Source organism: Ruegeria sp. L12 (assembly GCF_056531745.1).
This window is the reverse complement of the sequence record NZ_JBQFMH010000009.1, coordinates 47,196-71,537: the sequence shown is the minus strand read 5'-3', so window position 1 is coordinate 71,537 and position 24,342 is coordinate 47,196. Positions and strand designations below refer to the sequence as shown.

At 60.4% G+C, this 24,342-nt stretch carries 28 protein-coding genes; 16 read left to right on the top strand and 12 right to left on the bottom strand.

Annotation, left to right across the window (positions count from 1 at the left end; genetic code table 11):
* Positions 1-2: 2 nt before the first annotated feature.
* The 4 genes from odhB to ACR0K9_RS14885 all read left to right on the top strand — a co-directional run bounded on the left by odhB (position 3) and on the right by ACR0K9_RS14885 (position 3,667).
* A complete protein-coding gene (gene odhB, locus ACR0K9_RS14900) occupies positions 3-1,511 on the top strand; it encodes a 2-oxoglutarate dehydrogenase complex dihydrolipoyllysine-residue succinyltransferase (RefSeq protein WP_480824317.1) in 1,509 nt (502 codons plus the stop codon).
* A 2-nt stretch (positions 1,512-1,513) separates the two neighbouring features.
* A complete protein-coding gene (locus ACR0K9_RS14895; protein WP_480824315.1) occupies positions 1,514-1,783 on the top strand; it encodes a hypothetical protein in 270 nt (89 codons plus the stop codon).
* A gap of 72 nt (positions 1,784-1,855) precedes the next feature.
* Entirely contained in the window at positions 1,856-3,244 is a 1,389-nt protein-coding gene (gene lpdA, locus ACR0K9_RS14890) for a dihydrolipoyl dehydrogenase (protein ID WP_480824313.1), read from the top strand.
* Positions 3,245-3,280: 36 nt separating this feature from the next.
* The gene (locus tag ACR0K9_RS14885) at positions 3,281-3,667 is read left to right on the top strand and encodes an EthD family reductase (protein ID WP_480824311.1); all 387 of its coding nucleotides are present in this window, start codon (positions 3,281-3,283) and stop codon (positions 3,665-3,667) included.
* 17 nt (positions 3,668-3,684) lie between these two features.
* Here the strand turns inward: ACR0K9_RS14885 and ACR0K9_RS14880 are convergent, their stop codons facing one another.
* From ACR0K9_RS14880 to ACR0K9_RS14865, 4 genes are read right to left on the bottom strand one after another with little or no spacing between them, the layout of a single operon-like run.
* Positions 3,685-4,290, bottom strand: coding sequence for a pyridoxamine 5'-phosphate oxidase family protein (locus tag ACR0K9_RS14880; RefSeq protein ID WP_480824309.1), 606 nt, complete (start codon positions 4,288-4,290; stop codon positions 3,685-3,687).
* Complete coding sequence (locus tag ACR0K9_RS14875) at positions 4,277-5,017, bottom strand: lysophospholipid acyltransferase family protein (RefSeq protein WP_480824307.1); 741 nt, start codon at positions 5,015-5,017, stop codon at positions 4,277-4,279. The genes ACR0K9_RS14880 and ACR0K9_RS14875 overlap by 14 nt, the downstream gene beginning before the upstream one ends.
* Positions 5,017-5,916, bottom strand: coding sequence for a cell division protein FtsX (locus ACR0K9_RS14870; protein ID WP_480824305.1), 900 nt, complete (start codon positions 5,914-5,916; stop codon positions 5,017-5,019). The genes ACR0K9_RS14875 and ACR0K9_RS14870 overlap by 1 nt, the downstream gene beginning before the upstream one ends.
* Entirely contained in the window at positions 5,913-6,602 is a 690-nt protein-coding gene (locus tag ACR0K9_RS14865) for a cell division ATP-binding protein FtsE (protein WP_480824536.1), read from the bottom strand. Before ACR0K9_RS14865 ends, ACR0K9_RS14870 begins: the two co-directional genes overlap by 4 nt.
* A gap of 169 nt (positions 6,603-6,771) precedes the next feature.
* On the opposite strand from ACR0K9_RS14865, the gene ACR0K9_RS14860 reads away from it, so the two are divergent.
* On the top strand, positions 6,772-7,485 hold the full coding sequence (locus tag ACR0K9_RS14860) for a zinc-ribbon domain-containing protein (protein ID WP_480824303.1): 714 nt from the start codon (positions 6,772-6,774) through the stop codon (positions 7,483-7,485).
* A 5-nt stretch (positions 7,486-7,490) separates the two neighbouring features.
* On the opposite strand, the gene ACR0K9_RS14855 is transcribed toward ACR0K9_RS14860, so the two are convergent.
* The 5 genes from ACR0K9_RS14855 to argH form a co-directional block, all read right to left on the bottom strand.
* Positions 7,491-10,037: a TIGR02302 family protein gene (locus ACR0K9_RS14855; protein WP_480824301.1), complete on the bottom strand. Its 2,547-nt coding sequence runs from the start codon at positions 10,035-10,037 to the stop codon at positions 7,491-7,493.
* Between the two features lie 37 nt (positions 10,038-10,074).
* On the bottom strand, positions 10,075-11,340 hold the full coding sequence (lysA, locus tag ACR0K9_RS14850) for a diaminopimelate decarboxylase (RefSeq protein WP_480824299.1): 1,266 nt from the start codon (positions 11,338-11,340) through the stop codon (positions 10,075-10,077).
* A 59-nt stretch (positions 11,341-11,399) separates the two neighbouring features.
* The gene (locus tag ACR0K9_RS14845) at positions 11,400-12,578 is read right to left on the bottom strand and encodes a sugar-transfer associated ATP-grasp domain-containing protein (protein ID WP_480824297.1); all 1,179 of its coding nucleotides are present in this window, start codon (positions 12,576-12,578) and stop codon (positions 11,400-11,402) included.
* A gap of 467 nt (positions 12,579-13,045) precedes the next feature.
* Positions 13,046-13,231: an argininosuccinate lyase gene (locus tag ACR0K9_RS14840; RefSeq protein ID WP_480533292.1), complete on the bottom strand. Its 186-nt coding sequence runs from the start codon at positions 13,229-13,231 to the stop codon at positions 13,046-13,048.
* Positions 13,228-14,616, bottom strand: coding sequence for an argininosuccinate lyase (gene argH / locus ACR0K9_RS14835; protein WP_480824295.1), 1,389 nt, complete (start codon positions 14,614-14,616; stop codon positions 13,228-13,230). The genes ACR0K9_RS14840 and argH overlap by 4 nt, the downstream gene beginning before the upstream one ends.
* A 21-nt stretch (positions 14,617-14,637) precedes the next feature.
* On the opposite strand from argH, the gene ACR0K9_RS14830 reads away from it, so the two are divergent.
* From ACR0K9_RS14830 to yddG, 11 genes are all read left to right on the top strand, one after another.
* On the top strand, positions 14,638-15,204 hold the full coding sequence (locus ACR0K9_RS14830; RefSeq protein WP_480533296.1) for a TlpA disulfide reductase family protein: 567 nt from the start codon (positions 14,638-14,640) through the stop codon (positions 15,202-15,204).
* A gap of 65 nt (positions 15,205-15,269) precedes the next feature.
* Entirely contained in the window at positions 15,270-15,632 is a 363-nt protein-coding gene (locus tag ACR0K9_RS14825; protein ID WP_480824293.1) for a hypothetical protein, read from the top strand.
* A gap of 77 nt (positions 15,633-15,709) precedes the next feature.
* Positions 15,710-16,039, top strand: a complete 330-nt coding sequence (locus ACR0K9_RS14820; protein WP_480824291.1) for a hypothetical protein — start codon at positions 15,710-15,712, stop codon at positions 16,037-16,039.
* A 59-nt stretch (positions 16,040-16,098) separates the two neighbouring features.
* On the top strand, positions 16,099-16,485 hold the full coding sequence (locus tag ACR0K9_RS14815) for a hypothetical protein (protein WP_480824289.1): 387 nt from the start codon (positions 16,099-16,101) through the stop codon (positions 16,483-16,485).
* Complete coding sequence (locus ACR0K9_RS14810) at positions 16,482-17,453, top strand: sterol desaturase family protein (RefSeq protein ID WP_480824287.1); 972 nt, start codon at positions 16,482-16,484, stop codon at positions 17,451-17,453. Before ACR0K9_RS14815 ends, ACR0K9_RS14810 begins: the two co-directional genes overlap by 4 nt.
* Positions 17,454-17,543: 90 nt before the next feature.
* On the top strand, positions 17,544-17,726 hold the full coding sequence (locus ACR0K9_RS14805) for a hypothetical protein (protein WP_480533306.1): 183 nt from the start codon (positions 17,544-17,546) through the stop codon (positions 17,724-17,726).
* Positions 17,727-17,817: 91 nt separating this feature from the next.
* Positions 17,818-18,651 carry an EAL domain-containing protein gene (locus ACR0K9_RS14800; protein WP_480824285.1) on the top strand — a complete coding sequence of 278 codons (834 nt, stop codon included), beginning with the start codon at positions 17,818-17,820 and terminating at the stop codon, positions 18,649-18,651.
* A 191-nt stretch (positions 18,652-18,842) separates the two neighbouring features.
* Positions 18,843-20,018 (top strand): acetyl-CoA C-acetyltransferase, encoded by a 1,176-nt coding sequence (locus ACR0K9_RS14795; RefSeq protein WP_480824283.1) that lies wholly within the window; start codon positions 18,843-18,845, stop codon positions 20,016-20,018.
* Positions 20,019-20,205: 187 nt separating this feature from the next.
* A complete protein-coding gene (phbB, locus tag ACR0K9_RS14790; protein ID WP_480533310.1) occupies positions 20,206-20,928 on the top strand; it encodes an acetoacetyl-CoA reductase in 723 nt (240 codons plus the stop codon).
* Between the two features lie 305 nt (positions 20,929-21,233).
* Positions 21,234-22,181 carry a transcriptional regulator GcvA gene (locus ACR0K9_RS14785; RefSeq protein ID WP_480824281.1) on the top strand — a complete coding sequence of 316 codons (948 nt, stop codon included), beginning with the start codon at positions 21,234-21,236 and terminating at the stop codon, positions 22,179-22,181.
* The gene (gene yddG, locus ACR0K9_RS14780) at positions 22,178-23,044 is read left to right on the top strand and encodes an aromatic amino acid exporter YddG (RefSeq protein ID WP_480824279.1); all 867 of its coding nucleotides are present in this window, start codon (positions 22,178-22,180) and stop codon (positions 23,042-23,044) included. The genes ACR0K9_RS14785 and yddG overlap by 4 nt, the downstream gene beginning before the upstream one ends.
* Here the strand turns inward: yddG and ACR0K9_RS14775 are convergent.
* The 3 genes from ACR0K9_RS14775 to ACR0K9_RS14765 all read right to left on the bottom strand — a co-directional run bounded on the left by ACR0K9_RS14775 (position 23,041) and on the right by ACR0K9_RS14765 (position 24,309).
* Positions 23,041-23,205 (bottom strand): YdcH family protein, encoded by a 165-nt coding sequence (locus tag ACR0K9_RS14775; protein ID WP_010443648.1) that lies wholly within the window; start codon positions 23,203-23,205, stop codon positions 23,041-23,043. The two genes, yddG and ACR0K9_RS14775, sit on opposite strands and share 4 nt — an antisense overlap.
* 124 nt (positions 23,206-23,329) lie before the next feature.
* The gene (locus ACR0K9_RS14770; protein ID WP_480824277.1) at positions 23,330-24,097 is read right to left on the bottom strand and encodes a tRNA1(Val) (adenine(37)-N6)-methyltransferase; all 768 of its coding nucleotides are present in this window, start codon (positions 24,095-24,097) and stop codon (positions 23,330-23,332) included.
* A complete protein-coding gene (locus tag ACR0K9_RS14765) occupies positions 24,094-24,309 on the bottom strand; it encodes a putative signal transducing protein (RefSeq protein WP_008755664.1) in 216 nt (71 codons plus the stop codon). The genes ACR0K9_RS14770 and ACR0K9_RS14765 overlap by 4 nt, the downstream gene beginning before the upstream one ends.
* Positions 24,310-24,342: the final 33 nt, after the last annotated feature.

Sequence of the window (24,342 nt, the reverse complement as noted above, 5' to 3'; positions counted from 1 at the left end):
CGATGACGATTGAAGTTCGTGTTCCCACGCTTGGCGAGTCGGTCACCGAAGCCACGGTTGCAACATGGTTCAAAAAGCCCGGCGATGCCGTGGCCGTGGATGAAATGCTGTGTGAACTGGAAACCGACAAGGTGACGGTCGAAGTGCCCTCGCCCGCAGCTGGCGTTATGGGCGAGATTGTCGCCGCCGAAGGCGAGACAGTAGGTGTCGATGCCCTGCTGGCCACAATTGCGGCTGGCGAAGGCGCTGCACCCGCTCCGGCGGCAGCGCCTGCCGCTGCGGCAGCCCCGGCAGCTTCGGGTGGCAGCGTCGATGTGATGGTGCCCACGTTGGGCGAATCCGTCACCGAAGCGACCGTTTCGACATGGTTCAAACAGGTGGGCGACAGCGTCGCGCAGGACGAGATGCTGTGCGAGTTGGAAACCGACAAGGTCTCGGTCGAGGTTCCGGCCCCGGCAGCGGGCGTTCTGGCTGAAATCGTAGCTCCGGAAGGGGCTACCGTGGATGCAACGGCGAAACTGGCTGTTATTTCGGGCGCTGCGGCAGGTGCTGCACCCGCTCCGGCAGCCGCCGCTGCTGCTCCTGCAGCAGCCAGCACCGGCAAGGATGTAGCGAACGCGCCATCAGCCGAAAAGGCCATGGCCGAGGCCGGGTTGTCCGCTGATCAAGTCACAGGTACCGGCCGCGACGGACGCATTATGAAGGAAGATGTGGCAAAAGCGATTGCAACGGCTTCGGCCCCAGCGCCTGCGGCAGCTGTGCCGGCCCCCGCTGCCCAGACCCCGCGCGCGCCGGTCGCCGCTGAGGATGCCGGGCGCGAGGAGCGCGTGCGCATGACCCGTCTGCGCCAGACCATCGCTAAACGCCTGAAGGATGCGCAGAACACCGCTGCAATCCTGACCACCTACAACGAGGTGGACATGACCGAGGTGATGGCCCTGCGCAACCAGTACAAGGACCAGTTCGAGAAGAAGCATGGCGTGCGTCTGGGTTTCATGTCCTTCTTTACCAAAGCCTGCTGTCACGCGCTGAAAGAAGTGCCCGAGGTAAATGCCGAGATCGACGGCAATGACATCGTCTACAAGAACTTCGTGCATATGGGCGTCGCTGCCGGTACACCTCAGGGTCTGGTGGTTCCGGTGATCCGGGACGCGGATTCAATGTCCTTCGCAGCGATCGAAAAAGCCATTGCCGAGAAGGGCAAGCGCGCCCGTGATGGCAAGCTTTCGATGGCTGAAATGCAGGGTGGCACTTTCACCATCTCGAACGGCGGGGTCTACGGCTCGCTGATGTCTTCGCCGATCCTGAACCCGCCGCAATCGGGCATTCTGGGGATGCACAAGATTCAGGACCGCCCGATGGTCATCAATGGTGAGATCAAGATTCGCCCGATGATGTATCTGGCCCTGTCCTATGACCACCGGATCGTGGACGGCAAAGGTGCCGTGACGTTCCTGGTACGCGTGAAAGAGGCGCTGGAAGATCCGCGCCGCCTGTTGATGGATCTGTAATCATGGCAACACATGTACTCTGGCAGGCCGATGTGGCCGATTTCGACGCCTGGCTGAAGGTGTTCCGCGAGGACAAGCCGATGCGCAAGGCCGCAGGTATCCGCGACCTGCATGTCTGGCGTGATCCCGATCAGAAGGACCATGCGATTGCGATGTTCGAGGTTGTAAATCTGGACAAGGCCAAAGCCTTTTTCGGGTCCGAAGAACTGGCGATGCATCACGAGCGGGGCGGGATCGCCCATATCTCGATCAAGCTGCTGGAGCCCGTTTGACAAAACACATTCCTGACCCGCCAAATCGGGTCGGGGACCTGCCGGATCATCCGGTCGATTTAGGAGAATATAATGGCAAATTATGACGTCATCGTAATCGGCGCCGGACCCGGCGGCTATGTCTGCGCGATCCGTTGCGCCCAACTGGGTCTGAAGACCGCCGTGGTCGAAGGGCGCGAGACGCTGGGCGGCACCTGCCTGAACGTGGGTTGCATACCGTCAAAGGCGCTGCTGCATGCCAGTCACCAGTTGCACGAGGCCGAGCATAACTTTGCCAAGATGGGCCTGAAGGGCAAATCTCCGTCGGTCGATTGGAAACAGATGCAGGCCTACAAGGACGAGGTGATCGACGGCAACACCAAGGGCATCGAGTTCCTGTTCAAGAAGAACAAGATCGACTGGCTGAAAGGTTGGGGGTCGATCCCTGCCGCCGGTCAGGTCAAGGTGGGTGACGAGGTGCACGAGGCCAAGAACATCATCATCGCCTCTGGCTCCGAGCCCTCGGCGCTGCCCGGTGTCGAGGTGGATGAGAAGGTCGTCGTGACCTCGACCGGGGCGCTGTCGCTGGGCAAAATCCCCAAGAAGATGGTGGTGATCGGTGCCGGCGTGATCGGGCTGGAACTGGGCTCGGTCTATAGCCGCCTGGGGGCCGAGGTGACGGTGATCGAATTCCTCAAGGAAATCACGCCGGGCATGGACCCCGAGGTGCAGAAAACCTTCCAGCGTATTCTGAAAAAGCAGGGCCTGAACTTTGTCATGGGCGCCGCGGTGCAAAAGACCGAGGCCACCAAGACCAAGGCCAAGGTGACCTACAAACTGCTGAAAGATGACAGCGAGCATGTGATCGACGCCGACACAGTGCTGGTCGCCACCGGCCGCAAACCGTACTCGGATGGTCTGGGGCTGGACGCGCTTGGTGTCGAAATGACACCGCGGGGCCAGATCAAGGTCGGCAGCGACTGGCAGACCAACGTGCCGGGCATCTATGCCATCGGCGACGTCACCGAAGGGCCGATGCTGGCCCACAAGGCCGAAGACGAGGGTATGGCCGCCGCCGAGCAGGTTGCCGGCAAGCATGGCCATGTGAACTATGGCGTCATCCCGGGTGTGATCTACACCTGGCCCGAGGTCGCCAACGTGGGCGAAACCGAGGCGACGCTGAAAGAACAGGGCCGCGCCTACAAGGTCGGCAAGTTCATGTTCATGGGCAACGGTCGCGCCAAGGCGAATTTTGCCGCCGACGGGTTTGTTAAAATTCTGGCGGACAAGGAATCTGACCGCATTCTGGGCGCACATATCATCGGCCCGGCTGCGGGGGATCTGATCCACGAGGTTTGTGTCGCGATGGAATTCGGCGCCTCTGCCGAAGATCTGGCCCTGACCTGCCACGCGCACCCAACCTATTCCGAAGCGGTACGCGAGGCGGCGCTGGCCTGTGGCGATGGGCCGATTCACAGCTGACGCTTTGCCATCTCTGAACAAATAGAAGGCGACCAAATGGTCGCCTTTCGCTATGATGAGCAGCAGTTTTTATCCAAAACAATTTCAGATGTTGCAAAAAGAGGAAGTGAGAAGATGCCCGTTACCCTTCAGGTCATGTACCCGATCTCGGATGATACCCAGTTTGACTATGACTATTATACCGATACGCATCTGAAGATTGTCGGGGAACATCTCGGAACGTTTATCGACAGGACGCTGGTAACAAAAGGAGTTGCAGGCGGGCCAGACACACCACCGGGTTTCTATGCCATCGCCAGCATTGTCTTTCCAAATCAGGATGCGATGGATGCCGCAATGGCGGCGAGTGGCCCGGTGATGGGAGATTTGCCCAACTTTACCAATGTGCAGCCCACGCTTCTTATCGGCGATGTGATCGGCTGATTAAGAACTCCGCGCGGCTACCACATTGTGCGGGCGGCGCGGGCGCCCCATTCCTGATCATAGCGCGTGCCACCCTCTTCGCCCTGGGTCATCTCGGCCAGAATCTCTCCGACGCTTGGCAGGTCGGCGCTTTCGTCACCAGAGGTCCAGGCTCTGGCCCGCATCAGGGCGCGGGCGCATTGGGTGTAGATTTCGGCGATCTCGATCACAATCACCGTCGCGGGGCGTTTTCCGTTTTTCTCAAACCGGGTGCGCAGGGTGTCATCCGCCGTCAGCCGCGCGGTGCCATTCACGCGTACCACGTTGTTTGATCCGGGAACCATGAACATCAGCGCAACGCGGGGATCACGGACGATATTGCGCAGGCTGTCCAGCCGGTTGTTGCCCCGCCAATCCGGCATGGCCAGGGTTCCGGGGTCAAGCTCAAGCACCACAGGGCCGTCATCGCCACGCGGGCTGCCGTCTACGCCTTCGGGCCCAACCGTGCTGAGCACGCAAATCCGCGAGGCCATGATCCACTTGCGATAAAGCGGTGTCAGTTGCCGCGCTACCTTTCGCATGGCAGGCGCCCCCGGCGTGCCGTAGAGCCCTTCCAGCGTGGAGATATCGTCAATGTACTCCATCAGGATCAAACCCCACTTCCCGCATCAATGCGTTTGAACGTGTCTCGATGACGTCTTCCAGCCGCTCCAAAAAAATCTCCCGGGCGACGCCGGGTTCGATCGGGTCGAGGAAATCGACGATCGCGGTGCCGGGTTTACGAAGAACACCGGTGCGCGGCCATAATACTCCGGCATTGGTGGCAACCGGGACGCAGGGAAAACCTAGCCCTTCGTACAGAACTGCGGTGCCCACTTTATAAGGTTTATGCGCCCCCGGGGCGACCCGGGTTCCCTGCGGATAGATCACCAGCTGGCCGGGTTCGCTGAATTCCTTGGCGACATCTTTCACCATTTTGGCCACCGCAGCCCCACGCTTGCCGCGATTGACCGGGATACAGCCCAGACGGCGCGCATACATGCCGATCACCGGGGTAAACAGCAATTCGCGTTTCATGATGAATTTGCCATGGGGAACAGCCGCAAAAATGATGATGATATCCAGAAAGGACTGGTGTTTGGCGCCTACGACCACCTCAGTCTCAGGAACAGTCCCGCGCACTTCGCAGCGGATGCCCACCATCCAGCGCGCCAGCCACATGGTGCTGCGGGCATAGGTTTTACATGCCTGCAACGCGCCGCGTTTGGTGAACAGGGCATAAGGTGCAAAGACAATCCCGAGGATCAGCATCCAGGCGTAGATCGTAATCATGAAGATCAGCGAGCGGACCCATTGGAAGGCCATGAACATTACGAAAGCTCCTTCAACTTGCGCCGTGCTGCAGACCAAGTGGCCAGAAAGGCAACCGCTGCGCCCAGAACGGGGATCAGGGCGGGCAGCAGCCAGCCGATGCCCTGAAATCCAAGACCGGTCAGAAACCCACCTGTATCCGAGGCTTCGGGCAGCAGCAGCACACCCGTCATGCCCAGCAAGGTACCGACCACAGCTCCGAATAGTGCACGGAAGGTAAACCGTCGCACAAAGGCCCCGGCAATGAAACGGTCACGTGCGCCGACCAGACGAAGAACCTCGATAATCTGGGCGTTGGCGGCCAGCGAGGCGTTGGCGGCCAAGGTGATCATGGCGGCGGTCGCGCCGCCGATCAGCAGGATCGAGATCCAACCCAGACGCCGCAGCGACATCGCCGCATCCACCAGCGGCTCGCGCCAGCGGGTGTGGTCATCCAGCACCGCGCCCGGCACTTCGGCCCCAAGCCGAAGGCGCAGCCCGGCGGCATCCAGACCCGGCGGGCCTTCGATGATCTCGATCAGTTGCGGTACGGGCAGCGTATCCAGCGGCAGATCGGGGCCGAACCAGGGCGACAGCAGCGCGGCTTGTTCCTCACTGGTCAATGCCCGCGCCGAAGCGACGCCCGGAGTTTGCTGCAACACGGTCAGCGCGGCCTCGGTCTGTGCTGCGCGTTGATCGGCGGGCGCGTTGATCCGCAGCGTCGCCGCGCCTGCCAGTTCCGAGGCCCAGCGATCCGCCAATCGGCCCGAGGCCAGCGACAAGGCCAGCGCGAACACCGCCAGAAATGCCATCGCGCCCGCGACAAACAGCGTCAGTTGCGCCGTGAACCCGGTGGGCGGCACCACCCGGTCGGCGCGCGCATCGCGGCGCAGAAGGTTGCGGATATTCCCCTGGCTCATAGATCCGCTCCCGCAAGCTGCAACCGACGTTGCGAGATCCGCAGGACCCGCGCCTGAACCTGACTTTTGGCGGCGCGGATCAGGCTGAGGTCATGGGTTGCGATCAGTACGGTCTTGCCCATCCGGTTCAGCTCGACCAGCAGGCGCAGCAGGCGTTGCGACATCTCCCAGTCGACATTGCCGGTAGGTTCGTCCGCCAGCACCACATCGGGCGACAGGATCACGGCGCGGGCCAGTGCGGCGCGCTGACGCTCACCCCCCGAAAGCTCGGGCGGCAGCCCCTCAAGCCGCGAACCCAGACCAACCCAGCCCAGAAGCTCGGTCAGATCGTCCTGCTCACCGGCTTCGGCACGGCCCGACACCATCAAAGGCAGGGCGACGTTTTCGGCCACGGTCATATGATCCAGAAAGTTGCAATCCTGATGCACCACGCCAATCCGTCGCCGCAGCAATGCCATCTGATCGCGGTCCAGCCGCGCGATGTCCTGACCAAAGGCGCTGAGCCGCCCGGACGTCGGCAACAATGCGCCGTAGCAGAGTTTGAGCAATGTGGTCTTGCCCGCCCCGGACGGACCGGTCAGGAAATGGAACGACCCCGGCTGCAATTGCAGCGACACATCGCTGAGCAATTCACCGCCGCCATAGCTGTAGCTGATGTTTTCCAGCTCGATCACGCCTGCCCCCATTGTTCTGCTCACCTCTTGCCCGAGCACAGCGGCGGTTTCAATGCCTCGGCGGGGCCAATTGGCGACACTTGGCCCGTGATGACGAAAACGCGCTTTGCTGTTGGGTCTTAACGGAATATCATCCCTGAAAAAACTATTAACAGGCCCACTTGGCAGGTCAGGAGTCAGAATGCGTTTAACGTGTCCGAATTGCAGTGCCCAGTATGAGGTTCCGGATGATGTGATCCCGGACGGTGGACGCGACGTTCAATGTTCAAACTGCGAACAGACCTGGTTCCAGCCCAAAAAACCGGCAGCTGCTGCCCCGCAGCCAGCGCCTGAACCATCGGTCGAGGATACCGCTGATGAGGCGGAAGAAGCGGTCACATCTGAGACTGCCGAGACAACGCCCGAGGCCGCACCGGACGAAGCCGCGACAGGCAATGTCGATCCGGCTGTTGCAAATATCCTCAAGGAGGAAGCCGCACGCGAGGCGGGGCTGCGCGAACGTGAAGGGACCAATCTGGAAAGCCAGCCCGATCTGGCATTGGATCAGCCGGAAGAGAGCAAAGTTAAACCCAAACGCCCCACAGCGACCGAGACCGCCTCGGATGCTGGTCAGAAAGACGCGTTGCCGGATGTCGAAGCGATCAATTCGGGCCTGCGCAGTGATCTGACATCGGGCGACACCGAGGCCGTTGTGCCCGCCCGCAAATCCGGTGGGTTTCTGCGCGGTTTTACCCTGATCGTCGTTATCGGGGTCATTCTGCTGTTGATCTATGGCAATGCCAGTCTGATCAGCGAAACGGTTCCGCAGGCCGATCCGGTCCTGAAATCCTATGTCTCATTGATTGATCAGGCCCGTGTTTGGCTGGAAGCCCAGACCGGCGGCGCGCAGAACTAGGGCACTCAGAATCGCTCGAGCAAACGTTTGAGGTATTCCAGTTCGATCTGGGGCCGGTCCTGCTCGCCGGTACGGCGGCGGATTTCGTCCAGCAATTCGCGCGCGCGGCGATAGACGTCTTCGCCTTGCAACAGGTTGTCATCGGTGGCTATTGACCCGGCTGCGCCCGGAGTCCGCCCCAGCGGGTCGCGGTTGTTGGCTTCCATATCACCGGCCTCGGTGCCCTGACCCGGTTGGTTCTGCTGGTTCTGTGCCATCGCCTCGCCCAACGAGCGCATACCTTCGCGCAGCGCTTCCATCGCCTCGGACTGGCGGTCGATGGCCTCGGCCAGATCATTGCCGCGCAGGGCATCCTCAGCCTCATCCATGGCGCGGCCAGCACGGCCCAGCGCCTCGCGCGCGGCTTCACCTTCGGGCGTGCCACCGCCGGGCAGGTTCTGTTCCTGCCGACCCAGTTCATCGCGCAGCGCTTGCTGCCGGTCAGCAAGCGACCCCTGCCCCTGCTGGCCGTCGCCCTGCTGATCCTGACCCTGGCCACGTCCGCCCTGACCTTCATGGCTCTGACCACGGCCCAGGCCACCATTGCGCCCCTCGTTGCCCTGACTTTCACCAGCCTGTGCGCCGGGGTTGAATTGCTCCTGCAGGTCGCGGAAGGCCTGATCGCTGAGGCCCTGCTGTTCGCGCAGAGTTTCCGCCAACCCTTCCATGGCCTGCTCGCCCTCGGACTGGCCGCCCTGACCCTGCCCTTGGGTAACGCGCATGTTCTCCATCATCTGCTGGAACTCTTCCAGCGCCTGCTGCGCCTCGGCCATGCGGCCCTGTTCCATCAGTTCCTGAATACGGTCCATCATCCGCTGCAGGTCATCCTGCGTCATCTGCAGGGTTTCGCCGTTGGGACTCTGCTGGCCCTGCTGGGTCTCACCGTTTTCTTGCGCCAGCCGCTGCAACTGCCGCATGTAATCCTGCGTCGCCTCGCGCAGTTCCTGCATCAGCTCGGCGATTTCCTCATCGCTGGCACCGTTCTGCATCGCCTCGGTCAGACGTTCCTGCGCGCGGCGCATCCGTTCCAGCGCATCGGCCAGCGTGCCGTCCTCGATCAGAACCGCCAGATCCCACAGGGCCTGAGCGATCTCTTCCTGCTGTTTGGTATTCAGCGCGCCGTGGCGGTCGAAGGTCTCCAACCGACGCAGGATGACCCGCAAGCGCAGATAGGCCGTGTCTGAACGGAACAGGTCCTCGGGCAGATGCGAAACCGCGCGCAGCAACTGCGAGACGCGCAGCGCATTTTCGCGTGACCAGAGCAGATCACGCCGCTGTTCGATCACGGCCGCAGCCAGCGGGTCAAAGAACCGCCGCGCGGGCAGGTCTGTCAGATAGGGCTCTGCCACCGTTTCCTGATCCGCCGCGTCGACAGCCATGAGGGTGATTTTCACCGGCAGATGCGCCCAGGGGTGCTGCGAGAAATCCTCGATCAGGTCTTCAGTGAAATCGGTCCGGTCGCCGGTGATCGGCATCGGCAGTTCCACCGTGATCGTCCCGCGCGGTTCCGGCGCTGTCGCCAGACCGTATTGACGATCGACCGCAGGCAGATTCAGTTCGATCCGGGCGGTGCCGGACACAATGCCGTAATCGTCCGCCGCCGCGAAGGGCAGCTTCATCTGACCACCGGCCTCGGACTCTGCCGCGCCCATGGTCGCGATTTGTGGCGCGGTATCGGCAAGGATATCCAAGCGCCAGTCACGCCCGGACGGGCCGTCGATCCGTAGCTGGCCCGAGCGTTCGGCGACAAATTCCTGTTCCGGCTCGGTCGCGGCCTCGGTGCCCAGAGGGGTCGAGGTTTCCGTCAGACTGTGCGCGCCAACCTCTCCGTAGAACCGCAGCGTGATGCGGCTGCCTTTGGGCACCGTCAGCGTGGGATCGGTCTGATCCGCCAGATAGAGGGTCGGCAACCCGGTATACCGCGGTGGTTCAACCCAGCCTTCCCAGCTGGGCCCTTGCCCGGCCTGCGCCGTGCCCGGTGTCATGTCCGCCACTGATCCGATCCGCCAGAACGAGCCGAACAGCGCGGCCACCACCAGCGCCAGCAAAGCGGCATAGCGCAAGGCATAGGGATCGCGCGAGGCCAGCCGCAGATCTGGTTTCACCGGCCCGGCCTGTGCAGCGCGCGCCGCCATCCGCGCCTGATGCGCCCGCCACAAGGCCACTGACTCCGCATCCATCGCACCAATGGCCTGATTATCCATCAGCGCCTGAATCGGGCGTCCCGGCAGGGTTTCATCCAACCGGACCAGCGCCTCGGCGCGGGATGGCAGGTGGAAACGCCTGACCCCGAGAATCGCGGTCGCGATCAGCCCCAGCATGCCGACACCGGCAAAAACCCAGGCGGTTTCGACGCGCACAAAGTCCTGCAGGCCCAGCATCAGCGCCGCCAGCAAAGCCATCAGGATCGAGAAAAACGGCCAGAAGGCACGCAGCACCTGCTCAGCCAGCATACCCCCGTGGGTCAGCCACAGGGACAGTCTTGGGATCGGCAGGGTCTGGTTGTCGCGCAAGGCGGGCCTCCTGATCAGGCCCCGCGCGCCTATCGCGTCAGAGCCACCCCGGTATGGTATCGCGGTTTATGATTTCGTCAAAGCTCGGGCGTTCACGAATTACGGCGAATTGATCGCCATTCACCAGAACCTCGGGGATCAGGGGGCGGGTGTTGTATTCGCTGGACATCACCGCGCCATAGGCCCCGGCGCTGCGGAAGGCAATCAGATCGCCCGATTGCAGCGGCGGCATGTTGCGCTGTTTGGCAAATGTATCACCGGATTCGCAGACCGGACCGACGATATCATAGGGTTGCTGTTCGACCCCCGGCGCGGGTTCGTTTACCGCGACGATATCGTGATGCGCCTCATACATCGCAGGACGGATCAGGTCGTTCATCGCGCCGTCGACAATCAGGAAATCGCGGTCTTCGCCGGATTTGACATAGATGACCCGGGACACCATCAGACCCGCATTGCCAGCGATAAGGCGACCGGGCTCAATCTCGATCTCACAGCCCAGATGACCCAGTGTTTTCTTGATCATCGCGCCATATTCGACCGGCAGGGGCGGCGCATCGTTGGAGCGGGTGTAAGGAATGCCCAAACCACCACCCAGATCGAGGCGGCGGATGTTATGACCCTCGGCGCGCAGCCGCTCGGTCAATTCCGCGACCTTGGTATAGGCCAGCTCAAACGGTTCCAGCTCGGTCAACTGCGAGCCGATATGGACGTCGATCCCGATCACCTCCAGCCCCGGCAGGCTGGCGGCCAGCGCATAGACCTCAGACGCGCGCGAGATCGGGATGCCGAACTTGTTCTCGGACTTGCCGGTGGCGATCTTGGCGTGGGTTTTGGCGTCGACGTCCGGGTTCACTCGAACGGTGATCGGCGCAACCTCGCCCAGTTCCAGCGCAACCGCGTTTATCACCTGCATTTCCGGCTCGGATTCGACGTTGAACTGACGAATACCCCCCGTCAGGGCGGTGCGAATCTCATCCGCCGTTTTGCCAACGCCCGAAAACACGATCTTGTCGCCGGGAACGCCTGCAGCCCTGGCACGCAGATATTCCCCGCCCGAGACCACATCCATCCCCGCACCCGCCTGCGCCAGCGTCTTCAGGATCGCCTGATTGCTGGCCGCTTTCATCGCGTAACAGACCAGATGATCCGTGCCCTCAAGCGCATCATCAAACAGCTTGAAATGCCGCAGCAAGGTCGCCGTCGAATAGACATAGAACGGGGTTCCGACCGCGGCTGCGATCTCGGAAATCGGGACATCCTCGGCGAAAAGCGCGCCGTCGCGGTAGAGAAAGTGATCCATGGATCATCGACTAGATGCAACACCCAGAGGAACGCAAGCTCAAACGCGACCGATTTGGATCACCTATGCAGTTTTGCCTCTTCCTTATAGGTTTCCCAGAATTTCGAAATATGCTCTTCGGCGGCATCAAGCTTGCCTGTGTGTGCATCGGACATGAAAGGCTTACCCGTCGCATTCTGATACAGGGTGTGGCCGGGGTTCAGGTTAGCTTCGATTATTACTGGTCCGTTTTCTGAGATTGCCATGTCGTATCCCACCAGCCCAATCCCGGGGAAAATCGAGTGGACCTTGCAGGCCAATTCGATCGCCTCCTGCCAATATGGCAGCTGAAATCCGATCAAAGGATTGCCCGTAGTCAGGTGCTCGGTCACGAACTCGCTGCCGAGACCGCGCCCTTTCCGGCACACTTCGACTTGACCATTTGAATTCAACAGCGCAGCAACGCTGCCGGGCTGCCAAAAACTGTCGGCCATCGCTCCCTGAGCGGGAATTTTCCAGACAGCGTAGAAAAGCTGTGGACCGTCACCGGTGTCGAGCGTGACCAAGCGAATTGTCCCGACTGCCGATCCGCCGGTGAGCGTGTTGATGCTGTTGTGTTGAGGTATCACTTCCTGAAGCAGGTACCCAAGTGGATAGCGATTTTGGATTTCAGAAACCAGATCTTCCGCTTTCACAACTCTTCCGTTGCCCAGGTGCAGATCGCCACCTGAGGCACTATCGATCTGGACAGTACCATCTGACCAGCTGCTTTGAAGTGGTTTCCCGAACAGAGGAAAGTTCTTGTCGTTACTAAGGAAATCCAGAATCTCCTGACGGGTGGACAGGCTAGGAATCACTCCTGCCTTCCGAGTTGGATGCACAAAGGCTCGTGTTTTGGAAATTGCATGGCCGGTTCCACGCAGGACCATTTCCATCAGCATTTTGTCGCGAAAAATCGGCCGTATGCTGGCGACGCCGAAACGGTTTATTTTAACGTTGATCTTACTGCACCGTGCTTCGCCAACGAACCGCAGTTTGTCGTCATGCGTGAGATTTTTGTCGAATAATCCGAGCTGATAATATTCGGTCAAACTCGCCCGCGTTGCTGCCCAATTATATCGCACCATCTGCCCGAACTGACGGAAAGGAGAAACAGAATGCTCTCTTGCAACCTGGATAATTTTCTCCATCGGAGCATTGGTTTTTAGCTCTGGTGCATGAAGGAGAATTCCATGATCTTGTACGCTCGCGTCGGTCACACCGGGCCTCCATTGTTTCCTATTTGCGAACACTCTTAAGTAGAGAATCGGTCATTTTTACGGCACAGCGTCAGTATCAGGCCGAAATCCTTATAGAAAACTTCTGTTTGAAATGCGGCCGATGGAGATGCTGCGGAACAGGGCTATGAGGTATTTGTTAAGCTCAGGGTTTCGGAGATTCACGATTCCGCCTCGAAAATCATCCTCTTGGGATCGCATGAATTTACATACCAAGGACAGTTGGCTTCAGTTCGATGTCGACACACCCACCCGACCATAACCTGAAATCGAGATCCCCGAGCCACCGCTTGAGGCCGCTGGTTCCGGTCGCGGAGAGTGGGTCGGCTCGCACGCAGCAAGCACGGCAAGGCAGAGGACTAGGCAGAAACTTTTCATGAATATTCTCTGATAGCTAACATGATGCAGATCACAATTTAGGTGCGTTCGCGCATTGCAGTCTCGGGGCGTCAGAGCCCCAGATAAACACCCAGCCCGCCGCGTCTGAGGCCAACGCCTACGCCCCCATAGGTGCCGCTGCTGCCGACGCCGACACTGGCGCTCATGGTGGGTTGGATCGGTTCGCCATCGGCGCCGCACCCGGCCAAGGCCGCTGCCGTCGCAATCAACAGCACCACGCTTCGTATCCGCATCATACCAGCGCCTTCCATCGCTCAACCTGGGCCCGCACCTGATCGGGTGCGGTGCCGCCATAAGACTGGCGCGAGTCTACCGAATTTTCGACGGTAAGAACAGAATAGACGTCATTGGTGATGTCCGTGTGGACCGATTGCATATCCTCAAGGGTCAGATCGGGCAGATCGCAGCACTTGGCCTCGGCCATCGCCACCAGCGAACCTGTTACATGGTGCGCATCGCGGAACGGAAGGCCCGGCACCCGCACCAGCCAGTCGGCCAGATCGGTTGCGGTCGAGTAACCTGAACCCGCCGCCGCAGCAAGACTGTCGCGGTTGGCGGTCATGTCCTTGACCATGCCCTCCATCGCCGCCAGTGCCAGCATCCAGTTGTCAGCAGCATCAAAGACCTGTTCCTTGTCTTCCTGCATATCCTTGGAATAGGCCAGCGGCAGCCCCTTCATCACCATCATCAGCGCGGTGTTGGCCCCGAAGATACGCCCCACCTTGGCGCGGATCAGCTCCGCCGCATCGGGGTTCTTCTTCTGCGGCATGATCGACGAGCCGGTCGAGAACCGATCGGACAGCGTGACAAAGCGGAACTGGGCCGAGGACCAGATCACCAGCTCTTCGGCGAAGCGCGACAGGTGCACGGCGCAGATCGAGGCAGTCGACAGGAATTCCAGCGCGAAATCGCGGTCGCTTACGGCGTCCAGCGAGTTGGCGGCGGGGCGGTCAAAGCCCAGGGCTTCCGCCGTCATGTGGCGGTCGATGGGGAACGAAGTCCCCGCCAGCGCGGCAGCACCCAAAGGGGATTCGTTCATCCGGGCACGCGCATCGCGGACTCGGCTCAGGTCACGACCGAACATCTCGACATAGGCCATCATGTGGTGTCCCCACGTCACCGGCTGCGCGGTTTGCAGGTGGGTGAAACCGGGCATGACCCAATCGGCCCCGGCCTCTGCCTGCGCCAAAAGCGCGCGGATCAGGGCCAGCAGACCGGCTTCCGCTGCGTCCAACTGATCACGAACCCAGAGTTTGAAATCGGTCGCCACCTGATCGTTGCGCGACCGGCCCGTGTGCAAACGCCCCGCGGGCTCGCCGATCACCTCTTTCAGGCGCGCCTCGACATTCATGTGGATGTCTTCCAGCGCGGTCGAGAACTGAAAGTCCCCGTTCTGAATTTCTGACAAAACGGTGAGCAGCCCTTCCCGAATGGCCTGCGCGTCACTATCAGTTATAACGCCTGTGGCGGCCAGCATGGCGGCATGGGCGCGCGAGCCTGCGATGTCCTGGGCTGCCATCCGCTGATCGAACCCGATCGAGGCATTGATCGCCTCCATGATCGCGTCTGGACCGGCGGCAAAGCGGCCGCCCCACATCTGGTTCGAGGATTGATCGGTCATGTTGGAAAACCCGGAGTTGATATGCGCCTATTTCGTCTGATCCCCCTTTATATGGCCCTTGCGCTGGGTGCAAACGCCGCTTTGGCCACCGACGCCGAGACGCTTGGCCCGCTGCGTGACGGAACCCTGAAGCGGTTGATCCTGCACAACGAACCGAAAGAGGCCAAAACCATCGAGTTCCAGTTGGAAGATGATGGCGGTGTCGGCACGCTGGAAGATTATGCCGGCAAATACGTGCTGGTGAACTTCTGGGCCACATGGTGCGCCCCCTGCCGCAAGGAAATGCCGCAGATTGCCGAGCTGCAGGAGGAATTCGGCGGCGACAAGTTTCAGGTGCTGACCCTGGCCACCGGTCGTAACACGCCTGCCGGGATCAAGAAGTTCTTTGACGAGAACGGCATCGATAACCTGCCGCGCCATCAGGACCCCAACTCTGCCGCTGCGCGCGAGTTTGGCGTGATCGCCCTGCCGATCACCGTCATTCTGAATCCCGAAGGTCAGGAAATTGCGCGCCTGATCGGCGATGCGGAATGGAACTCGGAAAGCGCGAAGTCGATAATCTCGGCTCTCGTTAGCGGCGAAAGCTGAGAAAATCACCCGTAAACCTCTAGAATCATGTTACTCTCTCGACTGGTTTAACCAGGAGAATTTTCATGAAGAGTTTTGTCACATTTGCCGCAGCAACCTGTCTTGTTCTTGGCTCTGTCGTGGCTGCAGAGGCCAAGGACATCAAGAAAGAAACCCAGTTTATTGAGAACGTCGCCGGTAAGAAGCTTGTTTCTGGCGACACATGGCTGGTCATTACGCCAGATGGGAAAATCGAGGGCGTGGGGCGAAACAATGCCAAAATCACCGGGGCCTGGGTCTGGAACAAACGGTTCTGGTGCAGAAACGTTGTTGCCGGAGGAAAAAAGTTTCCAGAGGATTGCCTGAAGGTCAAAATGAACGGCAATCAGATCGAGTTTGTACGGAACAAAGGCAAGGGCGATGGAATCGTCTATACGATCGCCAACTAAGCCAGCAAAAATATGTTATAGTTGAACCGGCCCCCGTGGGCCGGTTTTTTCTTTGCAACCCATTGATGGAGGCCCTGATGAAACCAGTAGTATTGCTGATCGGGCGTCTGCCGAATGTGATCGGCGACGTTGCACGGCAGTTGGATCATTTGCCGATCCAGTGGCTGGGTGCGCATGACCCCGATGAGGTGCGGCGACAACTGGACGCCGAACCCCGTATCGCCTGCGCCATCATGGGCGCCGGTCTGGATGACACCATAAGGGGTGAGATGGTCGGCATCATCGCCGCGCGCCGTCCGGATATCTGCATTCACCTCAAGGATCGGGCCTCGGGGCCCGAAGGTCTGGTGCCCTTTGTCGAACGGGTCGTCCAGCACGAGGTTCTGGGCAATCTGGAACACGGCTGACGCCACGCCACCTTTGACACCTGCCTTCCTGCTTTGCAGTTTGATCGCAGGAGGATGGAATGCCGCTGGAAATACTTTTGGTGCTGGTTGTCGGTGGCATTGCCGGGATCACCCTGCTGCTGCATCTGACCGGCAAATCGCGCCTCAGCGTCCTGACGTCCGAGACTGCATCGGATCAGTGGCTGCGGCATTTCCCGGACGACACGGTGATCGACGCGACCATCGCCCATGACGGCCACGCAGCCTTTGTGCGGACCGAGACGGGGGCCGGGCTGATCTGGTCCTTTGGGGCCGACACGGTGGCGCGGCACCTGATGGATTTCGACTGGCTGGATCATCCCGACGGCATCGAGGTCCAGTTTCATGAATTCGGTACACCGCGCGTGATCCTGTGCCTGGACGAAACCGAGCGCCGCCACTGGCGACACCTGATGGACCCTGTATGACCGATCACATAAGCTTTCCCGACGCGGTGCAATGGGCCGTACCCTTTTTCATAGCCGCCATTCTGGCCGAGTTCCTGTGGATCGCCGTCAAGGGCCGGGGCGGACGGTATGAAACGCGCGATGCCGTGACCTCGTTGATCATGGGTGCCGGGAATATCGCGTCGGGTTTTCTGCTGGGCTTCATTGCCTATGCGTTCTTCATGTGGCTGTGGCAGATCACGCCGCTGAATCTGGGCACTTCGATCCCGGTGATCATCCTGTGCTTTGTGCTGGACGATCTGCGTTACTATTGGGTGCATCGGTTCGGGCATCGCATTCGCTGGGTCTGGGCCAGCCATGTGAACCACCACAGCTCGCAGCATTACAACCTGACGACGGCGTTGCGGCAGACTTGGACATATACGTTCACCTTCATGATGGTGGTGCGCGCGCCGCTGATCCTGCTGGGGTTCCATCCGGCCATGGTGCTGTTCGTGGGCGGGTTGAACCTGATCTACCAGTTCTGGATACATACCGAAGCTATCACCAAAATGCCCCGCTGGTTCGAGGCGGTGATGAACACGCCCAGCCACCACCGCGCCCATCATGGCCGCAATGCGCGCTATCTGGATTGCAACTATGCGGGCGTCTTCATCATCTGGGATAAGCTGTTTGGCACCTTTGTGCCCGAGCAGGAAGATGATCGAGTCGACTATGGTCTGGTGCACAATATCGGCACGTTCAATCCACTGCGCGTGGCCTTCCATGAATGGGTCGGCATCTGGCGCGACGCGACACAACCCGGACTGACCCTGCGCCAGCGGCTGGCCTATTGCTTTGCCCCGCCAGGCTACAGCCATGATGGCAGCCGGGACAGTTCCCGGCAGATCAAGGTCAAGCACCTGCTTCGTCATCCGGAAGATCGCGGAACGCCCGGATTCGAACATCTCGACGCGCCGGTGCCCAAAGCGCGGGCAGAGCAGGCCTGAACATCGGCGGGATACCGCAAGCGCAGTTGAATTCCGGGCCCTAGCCTCCATATCGGGGAGAAGTTTCGCATCCGAGCAGCCCGAGGCATCATGACCCGCATCATCACGATCTCTACCTTTATCGGCCTTGCAGGGTTGGTGTTGGCGATGTTCGCGGCTCTGGCGACGGGCGCGTCCCCCGTTGCGTTGACGCTTGGATTTGCGATGACCGCATTTGGCCTGATCGGTGCTGTGGCCGGGGCCGCGGGATACGCATGGCAATCGGTTCGCTGACCCGCGCTCGCAGAAATCTTTGATTTCTTAACTGCAAATTCACTTGTTTGACCTGAAATCAGGGCCACTCCTTCAGTGGACAGGCTTGGATATGCGGGACAAGAAACTGGCAGATGTGCCCGAAGGCTCGGACAATCCGCTGAATGCGGCCGTGTCATCCCGGGATCGTTCGGTCGTTCAAATGGCGACCGAAGCAGTGAAGCATAAACAATGCAAACTGGCCTTTCAGCCGGTCATGCAGGCGCAGCCACCGCAGGGAGTCGCGTTTTACGAAGGGTTCATTCGCGTGCTGGACGAAACCGGTCGTGTGATCCCTGCGCGCGAATTCATGCCGCAGGTCGAAAACACACCTATTGGTCGGGAACTCGATTGTGTCGCGCTTGAGATGGGGCTGCACACGCTGGTCCGGAACCCCGACATACGTCTGTCCGTCAATATGTCCGCCCGGTCCATCGGCTTTGCCCGATGGTCCCGCGTGTTGGACAGGTTCCTGAAAAAGGACAGCAATCTGGGTGAGCGGTTGATCCTGGAAATCTCGGAAAGCTCGGCCATGCAGGTGCCCGAGCTGGTGGTCGATTTCATGGACCGCCAGCAGGCGCGCGGCATCGCCTTTGCGCTGGATGATTTCGGGGCCAGCAATTTCAGCTTTCGCCACTTTCGGGAGTTTCTGTTCGACGCCGCAAAGATCGACGGACAGTTCATCCGTGGAATCGCACAGAACCGCGACAACCAGGCGCTGGTGCGTGCGCTGATCGCCGTCGCGCGGGAATTCGAAATCCTTATCACCGCCGAATCGGTCGAAACCGCCGAGGATGCCGCCTTTCTGATCGCCAATGGCGTCGATTGCCTTCAAGGATTCCTGTTTGGCGCGCCGTCGGTCTCGCCGCCTTGGATGCCGGAAAATCAATCCAAAACAGCAAGTTGAACTCCTGCGCAACACGCAAATACCCTCTTAACTTGACGCTGAGACAAGCTGACCGTTGCTGCACATGCAGCATTGAGGTATTGCAAAGAGACTGGAGCGGGGGATCACGAGGCGCTCTTGGTCTCGAGGGGCAGCCCTCGGCCCGTGCCGTCAGATATCCCGCTGGACCATGACGGTAAAGGATTGACTATATGACCAACGTAGTAATCGCATCCGCCGCCCGCACAGGTGTGGGCAGCTTCGGTGGCTCGTTTGCGAACACCCCTGCACATGACCTCGGCGCTGCGGTCCTCGAAGCGGTAGTAGACCGCGCCGGGATCGACAAAGGCGAAGTAAGCGAAACCATCATGGGCCAGGTCCTGACCGCCGCCCAGGGCCAGAACCCCGCGCGTCAGGCACATATCAATGCCGGACTGCCGCAGGAAAGCGCGGCCTGGGGCATCAACCAGGTCTGCGGCTCGGGCCTGCGTGCCGTCGCCTTGGGTGCGCAGCACATTCAGTTGGGCGATGCCGAGATCGTTGCCGCCGGTGGGCAGGAAAACATGACCCTGTCACCCCACGCCGCCGCCCTGCGCGCCGGTCACAAGATGGGTGACATGAAATATATCGACACCATGATCCGCGACGGCCTGTGGGACGCTTTCAACGGCTATCACATGGGTCAGACCGCAGAAAACGTTGCTGAAAAATGGCAGATCAGCCGCGACATGCAGGACGAATTCGCCGTTGCCTCGCAGAACAAGGCCGAAGCAGCCCAGAACGCCGGTAAATTCTCAGACGAGATCGTGCCCTTCACCATCAAAACCCGCAAGGGCGATATCGTGATGGACAAGGACGAGTATATCCGCCACGGCGCGACGATGGAAGCAATGGCAAAGCTGCGCCCGGCGTTCACCAAGGACGGCTCGGTCACGGCGGCCAACGCCTCGGGCCTGAACGACGGCGCCGCGGCCACCCTGCTGATGAGCGCCGAGAACGCAGAAAAGCGCGGTATCGAGCCTCTGGCCCGTATCGCATCTTACGCCACTGCCGGTCTGGACCCGTCGATCATGGGCGTCGGCCCGATCTACGCCTCGCGCAAGGCGCTGGAAAAAGCGGGCTGGTCGGTAGACGACCTGGATCTGGTCGAGGCCAACGAAGCCTTTGCCGCACAAGCCTGCGCCGTGAACAAGGATATGGGCTGGGACCCGTCGATCGTGAACGTGAACGGCGGCGCCATCGCCATCGGCCACCCGATCGGTGCCTCGGGCTGCCGGGTTCTGAACACGCTGCTGTTCGAAATGAAGCGCCGCGACGCGAAGAAGGGTCTGGCGACCCTCTGCATCGGCGGCGGCATGGGTGTCGCCCTGTGTGTGGAGCGCGACTAAGTGCGTTGACATCCAAATAGAAAAGGGCGTCCAATGGGCGCCCTTTTTTGTTACAATCGGATCTTATCCCCTAGATGCGACAATATCGCCGGACAAAAAGGCACAATCGATCACGAAACGATATTGCGCAACATCAACTCTCAGAGTAACAGAATTACCAAGACGACTAAATTTGGAGGAGTCCTAAATGGCACGTACAGCACTCGTAACCGGCGGTTCTCGCGGCATCGGCGCAGCAATTTCCAAGGCGCTCAAGGCCGAAGGATACAATGTTGCGGCCACCTATGCAGGCAATGACGAAGCGGCTGCAAACTTCACGTCAGAGACCGGCATCAAGACCTTTAAATGGAACGTTGCTGACTACGACGAATCCAAAGCGGGCATCGAAAAGGTCGAGGCCGAGGTCGGACCCATCGACATCGTCGTCGCCAACGCGGGCATCACCCGCGACGCACCGTTCCACAAGATGACCCCCGATCAGTGGAAAGATGTCATCGACACCAACCTGACCGGCGTGTTCAACACCGTCCATCCGGTCTGGCCCGGCATGCGCGAGCGTAAGTTCGGTCGCGTCATCGTCATCAGCTCGATCAACGGTCAGAAGGGCCAGTTTGCGCAGGTGAACTATGCCGCGACCAAGGCGGGCGATCTGGGCATCGTGAAATCGCTGGCGCAGGAAGGCGCGCGGGCGGGCATCACCGCCAATGCCATCTGCCCCGGCTACATCGCGACCGAGATGGTGATGGCCGTACCGGAAAAGGTGCGCGAATCGATCATCGGCCAGATCCCGGCGGGTCGTCTGGGCGAACCGGAAGAAATCGCGCGCTGCGTTGCCTTCCTGGCGTCGGACGAATCGCAGTTCATCAACGGCTCGACCATTTCGGCCAACGGGGCGCAGTTCTTCGTCTGAGCCAGATACATCAAGAATGAAAACGGGCCGGTCCACGCAGGACCGGCCCTTCTTTTATCCCGTAAGACCGCGCGCGCTGCGGTCAGCGGGAACCGAATAGCCAGGACCAGAACCCGATAACTGCCTTGCCGCGCTCTTCATGCGCGCGGTGAATGGCGCTTTGGATGGCCGGGTTTGTCGTCATCTCGATCATGCTGAACCCTTTCTCTCACAAGGTGGTTTTGTCTTGCTTTCAACATGACCTTTGATTTTAAACTGTACAAACGAGAGTTTTCGCTCCTTCAGTTCAGAAATATTTAACCGAAATGTCCGACCGACTGCCTCCGCTGACCGCTTTGCGCGCCTTCGACGCCGCCGCGCGGCATATGTCGTTTGCCAAGGCGGCGGATGAGCTGAATGTGACCCCCGCAGCCCTGTCCTTTCAGATCAAATCGTTGGAGGAACATCTGGGTCACCCCCTGTTCCGCCGCCTCAACCGCGCCGTCGAACTGACCGAGGCAGGACGGACGCTGGCGCCCGGAACGGCGGATGGCTTCGCCGCACTGCAAGCTGCGTGGCAGGCAACGCGGCGGCTGCAGGATGAAACCAGCCTGACGGTCACCGCTGGCCCTGCCCTGACGGCGAAATGGCTGGCACCGCGCCTTTATGAGTTTGCCCGCGCCAATCCCGGGATTGATCTGAAATTCTCGGCCACATTGCGCAATATGGATCTTGAACGCGATGATGTGGATGTGGCGATCCGTTTCGGATACGGGCCTGATGAGGGGCTGTATTCTCTCCCTGTTCGCAAGGAATGGCTGACGCCGGTGATGACACCCGAACTGGCCGAGCAATTCCCCACGCCCGGGTCGCTGCGCGAAGCTCCTTTGATCCATGACGATTCGATCAGCTTCCTCAAACCGCGCTGCGACTGGCCTGCGTGGTTCCGCGCGGTGGGGCTGGATTTCGCACCAACCCACGGGGCGCATTTTTCGAACGCGGATCACGCGATTGATGCCGCGGTGGCGGGCCTTGGAGTGGTGCTGGGACGCCGGGCGATGATCCTGAAAGACCTGACCGAAGGCCGACTTGTTGCGCCCTTCAAGGTGGCGTTGGAGACCGCCGGGCGGTTTCGTTTTCTGTGCCTGCAGGGGGCGGAAAAGCGGCCTCAGATCGCGGCTTTCCGCGACTGGTTCGTCGCCGAGATTGAAAAGACCGCACATTTATCGGATGAGTTTGAAATCATCCCTGTCGAGAAGGTATCCGTGGAATGACCAAAATGGCTGCGACCACAATCGGCTTTGTCGCCGTATTGCTGTGGTCCTTGCTGGCCCTGTTCACGGTGGGCTCGGCCCCCACACCGCCATTGTTGCTGAACGCGATCTGTTTCACCATCGGCGGTACCCTTGGGCTGATCTGGACCATCGCCAGCGGCGGTCTGGGCCAATTGCGCGCCATCCCCTGGACGACCTATCTGTTTGGTACGGTTGGTCTTTTCGGCTATCATGCGCTCTATTTCTCGGCCCTGCGCATGGCTCCTGCCGCCGAGGCTGGCCTGATCGCCTATCTCTGGCCCTTGCTGATCGTGCTGCTGTCGGGCCTGCTGCCCGGAGAGCATCTGAAACCGGGTCATTTGATCGGGGCATGCCTTGGCTTTGCCGGTGCCGCCGTCATCATCACCGGCGGTGGCAGCTCCGGGTTTCAGATACAGCACCTGCCCGGCTATGGGCTGGCTTTGCTGTGCGCGCTGACGTGGTCCAGCTATTCAGTGCTGTCGCGACGGCTTGGGGACGCGCCCACAAGTACGGTCGCGGTGTTCTGTGTCCTGACGGCCATTGCGTCATGGGCGCTGCACTTCGCGGTGGAAGAAACGGTCTGGCCGCAAGGCGCAATCGGCTGGGGCTCGACCCTTGCGCTGGGTCTGGGGCCGGTAGGTCTGGCGTTTTATGTCTGGGATATCGGGGTCAAGCGCGGGGATATTCAAATCCTGGGCACAGCCTCTTACGCGGCACCTTTGCTATCGACGCTGGTTTTGGTTCTGGCCGGGATCGCCGCCCCGTCCTGGGGATTGGCGATCGCGGCCTTGTTTGTCACCGGGGGCGCTGCCATCGCGGCGCGCGCCAGCCTGAAGGCTTAAGCCGACAGGCGCTCGATCTCTTCTTTAAGCTTCAGCTTCTGTTTCTTCAGCTGTGCGATATGGAGATCGTCGATACCAGGTGAGCGTTGCGCTTCTTCCACTTCAAGACCGAGAATTTCGTGTTTTTTCTTCAACTCCGTCAGATGTGCGCTTACGCTCATGGCGGTCCTCCTTCTCTGGTTGGTGAGTGTCACGTAAGAAGTTGATCACATCATTTCCAGCCTGTCACGCTGCAGACGCACAGAATCTGTCATAAAACCGACAAATTCGGCTGGTCATCGCCGATCAGGCAAACAGTCCGGTCAATGCAGCCCCATCCCGCAACACACTCGACACTTGCGGCGTATAGCTTTCGCCGTCTTCGACATGCCGATCCCCCGCATGCAGGACAAGCGGCGCATGCAGCCGGAATGCGGCGCGCCCGCCCTTTCTGGCGCGCAAGATCACCAGTTCGGCGGCTCGATTTGAACGGGGAGACAAAGGCAGTATCTCGACCGAACCCAGCCGGTTCGTGCAGCCCGCCAGCATATCGGGCAGCCTGTCGGCCTTCTGGATCATGTGCAGATACCCGCGCGGGGCCAGCCGCCTTGCAGCGACATCAATCCAATCCTGCAGCGGCGTATCCTCTGCCAACGCCACCCGACGACCGGGATCGGTTGCGGGGCTATGTGCCCCGGCCCGGTAATAGGGGGGATTGGCGATGACATGATCGAACTGCAGCTGACGCAGATCGTCCGGTAGCGCACTCAGATCAGCTTCGACCACTGTCAGGGCGGCGTTTTCGCGCGCGTTGCGGCGGGCCAGCCCCGCGTAAGCCGGTTGCAGCTCGACCCCCGTTGCCCGTATCTGCGGCACGCGTGCCATAAGGCACTGGATCGCGGCCCCGGCCCCGCAACCCAACTCCAGCACCGATTGACCTTGGCGCGCCGGGACACATGCCGCCAGCAGGACCGGATCGACCCCGGCGCGATATCCCGAACGCGGCTGCCACAGGCGCACGCGACCGCCCAGAAAATCGTTGCAGGTCAGATCACTGTCGGAAAAACTGCTCATCGCCCCAACGGGATCTCATTGTCGCGCATCACCCGCTCGGCGCGGGTGAGATCATCGGCGCGCACCATCAGGCGGCGGGGGAAGATTCCGATACCGCCTTCGAGGATGCTCATATTTACGTCCATCTGAAAGCAGTCTATATCCTCGCCCTCAAGGAGAGCTGTAGCAAAGGCCAGGATTGTCGGATCGGTACTGCGCAATAGTTCTTTCATGGGGATGGATGTAAGGGCAAGGTGACAGGCATG

Excerpts from the sequence above, each read along its gene's own strand:
- odhB (WP_480824317.1), top strand. The coding sequence starts at position 3 with ATGACGATTGAAGTTCGTGTTCCCACGCTTGGCGAGTCGGTCACCGAA.
- ACR0K9_RS14895 (WP_480824315.1), top strand. The coding sequence starts at position 1,514 with ATGGCAACACATGTACTCTGGCAGGCCGATGTGGCCGATTTCGACGCC.
- lpdA (WP_480824313.1), top strand. The coding sequence starts at position 1,856 with ATGGCAAATTATGACGTCATCGTAATCGGCGCCGGACCCGGCGGCTAT.
- ACR0K9_RS14885 (WP_480824311.1), top strand. The coding sequence starts at position 3,281 with ATGGTCGCCTTTCGCTATGATGAGCAGCAGTTTTTATCCAAAACAATT.
- ACR0K9_RS14880 (WP_480824309.1), bottom strand. The coding sequence starts at position 4,290 with ATGGAGTACATTGACGATATCTCCACGCTGGAAGGGCTCTACGGCACG.
- ACR0K9_RS14875 (WP_480824307.1), bottom strand. The coding sequence starts at position 5,017 with ATGTTCATGGCCTTCCAATGGGTCCGCTCGCTGATCTTCATGATTACG.
- ACR0K9_RS14870 (WP_480824305.1), bottom strand. The coding sequence starts at position 5,916 with ATGAGCCAGGGGAATATCCGCAACCTTCTGCGCCGCGATGCGCGCGCC.
- ACR0K9_RS14865 (WP_480824536.1), bottom strand. The coding sequence starts at position 6,602 with ATGGGGGCAGGCGTGATCGAGCTGGAAAACATCAGCTACAGCTATGGC.
- ACR0K9_RS14860 (WP_480824303.1), top strand. The coding sequence starts at position 6,772 with ATGCGTTTAACGTGTCCGAATTGCAGTGCCCAGTATGAGGTTCCGGAT.
- lysA (WP_480824299.1), bottom strand. The coding sequence starts at position 11,340 with ATGGATCACTTTCTCTACCGCGACGGCGCGCTTTTCGCCGAGGATGTC.
- ACR0K9_RS14840 (WP_480533292.1), bottom strand. The coding sequence starts at position 13,231 with ATGATGCGGATACGAAGCGTGGTGCTGTTGATTGCGACGGCAGCGGCC.
- argH (WP_480824295.1), bottom strand. The coding sequence starts at position 14,616 with ATGACCGATCAATCCTCGAACCAGATGTGGGGCGGCCGCTTTGCCGCC.
- ACR0K9_RS14830 (WP_480533296.1), top strand. The coding sequence starts at position 14,638 with ATGCGCCTATTTCGTCTGATCCCCCTTTATATGGCCCTTGCGCTGGGT.
- ACR0K9_RS14825 (WP_480824293.1), top strand. The coding sequence starts at position 15,270 with ATGAAGAGTTTTGTCACATTTGCCGCAGCAACCTGTCTTGTTCTTGGC.
- ACR0K9_RS14820 (WP_480824291.1), top strand. The coding sequence starts at position 15,710 with ATGAAACCAGTAGTATTGCTGATCGGGCGTCTGCCGAATGTGATCGGC.
- ACR0K9_RS14815 (WP_480824289.1), top strand. The coding sequence starts at position 16,099 with ATGCCGCTGGAAATACTTTTGGTGCTGGTTGTCGGTGGCATTGCCGGG.
- ACR0K9_RS14810 (WP_480824287.1), top strand. The coding sequence starts at position 16,482 with ATGACCGATCACATAAGCTTTCCCGACGCGGTGCAATGGGCCGTACCC.
- ACR0K9_RS14805 (WP_480533306.1), top strand. The coding sequence starts at position 17,544 with ATGACCCGCATCATCACGATCTCTACCTTTATCGGCCTTGCAGGGTTG.
- ACR0K9_RS14800 (WP_480824285.1), top strand. The coding sequence starts at position 17,818 with ATGCGGGACAAGAAACTGGCAGATGTGCCCGAAGGCTCGGACAATCCG.
- ACR0K9_RS14795 (WP_480824283.1), top strand. The coding sequence starts at position 18,843 with ATGACCAACGTAGTAATCGCATCCGCCGCCCGCACAGGTGTGGGCAGC.
- phbB (WP_480533310.1), top strand. The coding sequence starts at position 20,206 with ATGGCACGTACAGCACTCGTAACCGGCGGTTCTCGCGGCATCGGCGCA.
- ACR0K9_RS14785 (WP_480824281.1), top strand. The coding sequence starts at position 21,234 with ATGTCCGACCGACTGCCTCCGCTGACCGCTTTGCGCGCCTTCGACGCC.
- yddG (WP_480824279.1), top strand. The coding sequence starts at position 22,178 with ATGACCAAAATGGCTGCGACCACAATCGGCTTTGTCGCCGTATTGCTG.
- ACR0K9_RS14775 (WP_010443648.1), bottom strand. The coding sequence starts at position 23,205 with ATGAGCGTAAGCGCACATCTGACGGAGTTGAAGAAAAAACACGAAATT.
- ACR0K9_RS14770 (WP_480824277.1), bottom strand. The coding sequence starts at position 24,097 with ATGAGCAGTTTTTCCGACAGTGATCTGACCTGCAACGATTTTCTGGGC.
- ACR0K9_RS14765 (WP_008755664.1), bottom strand. The coding sequence starts at position 24,309 with ATGAAAGAACTATTGCGCAGTACCGATCCGACAATCCTGGCCTTTGCT.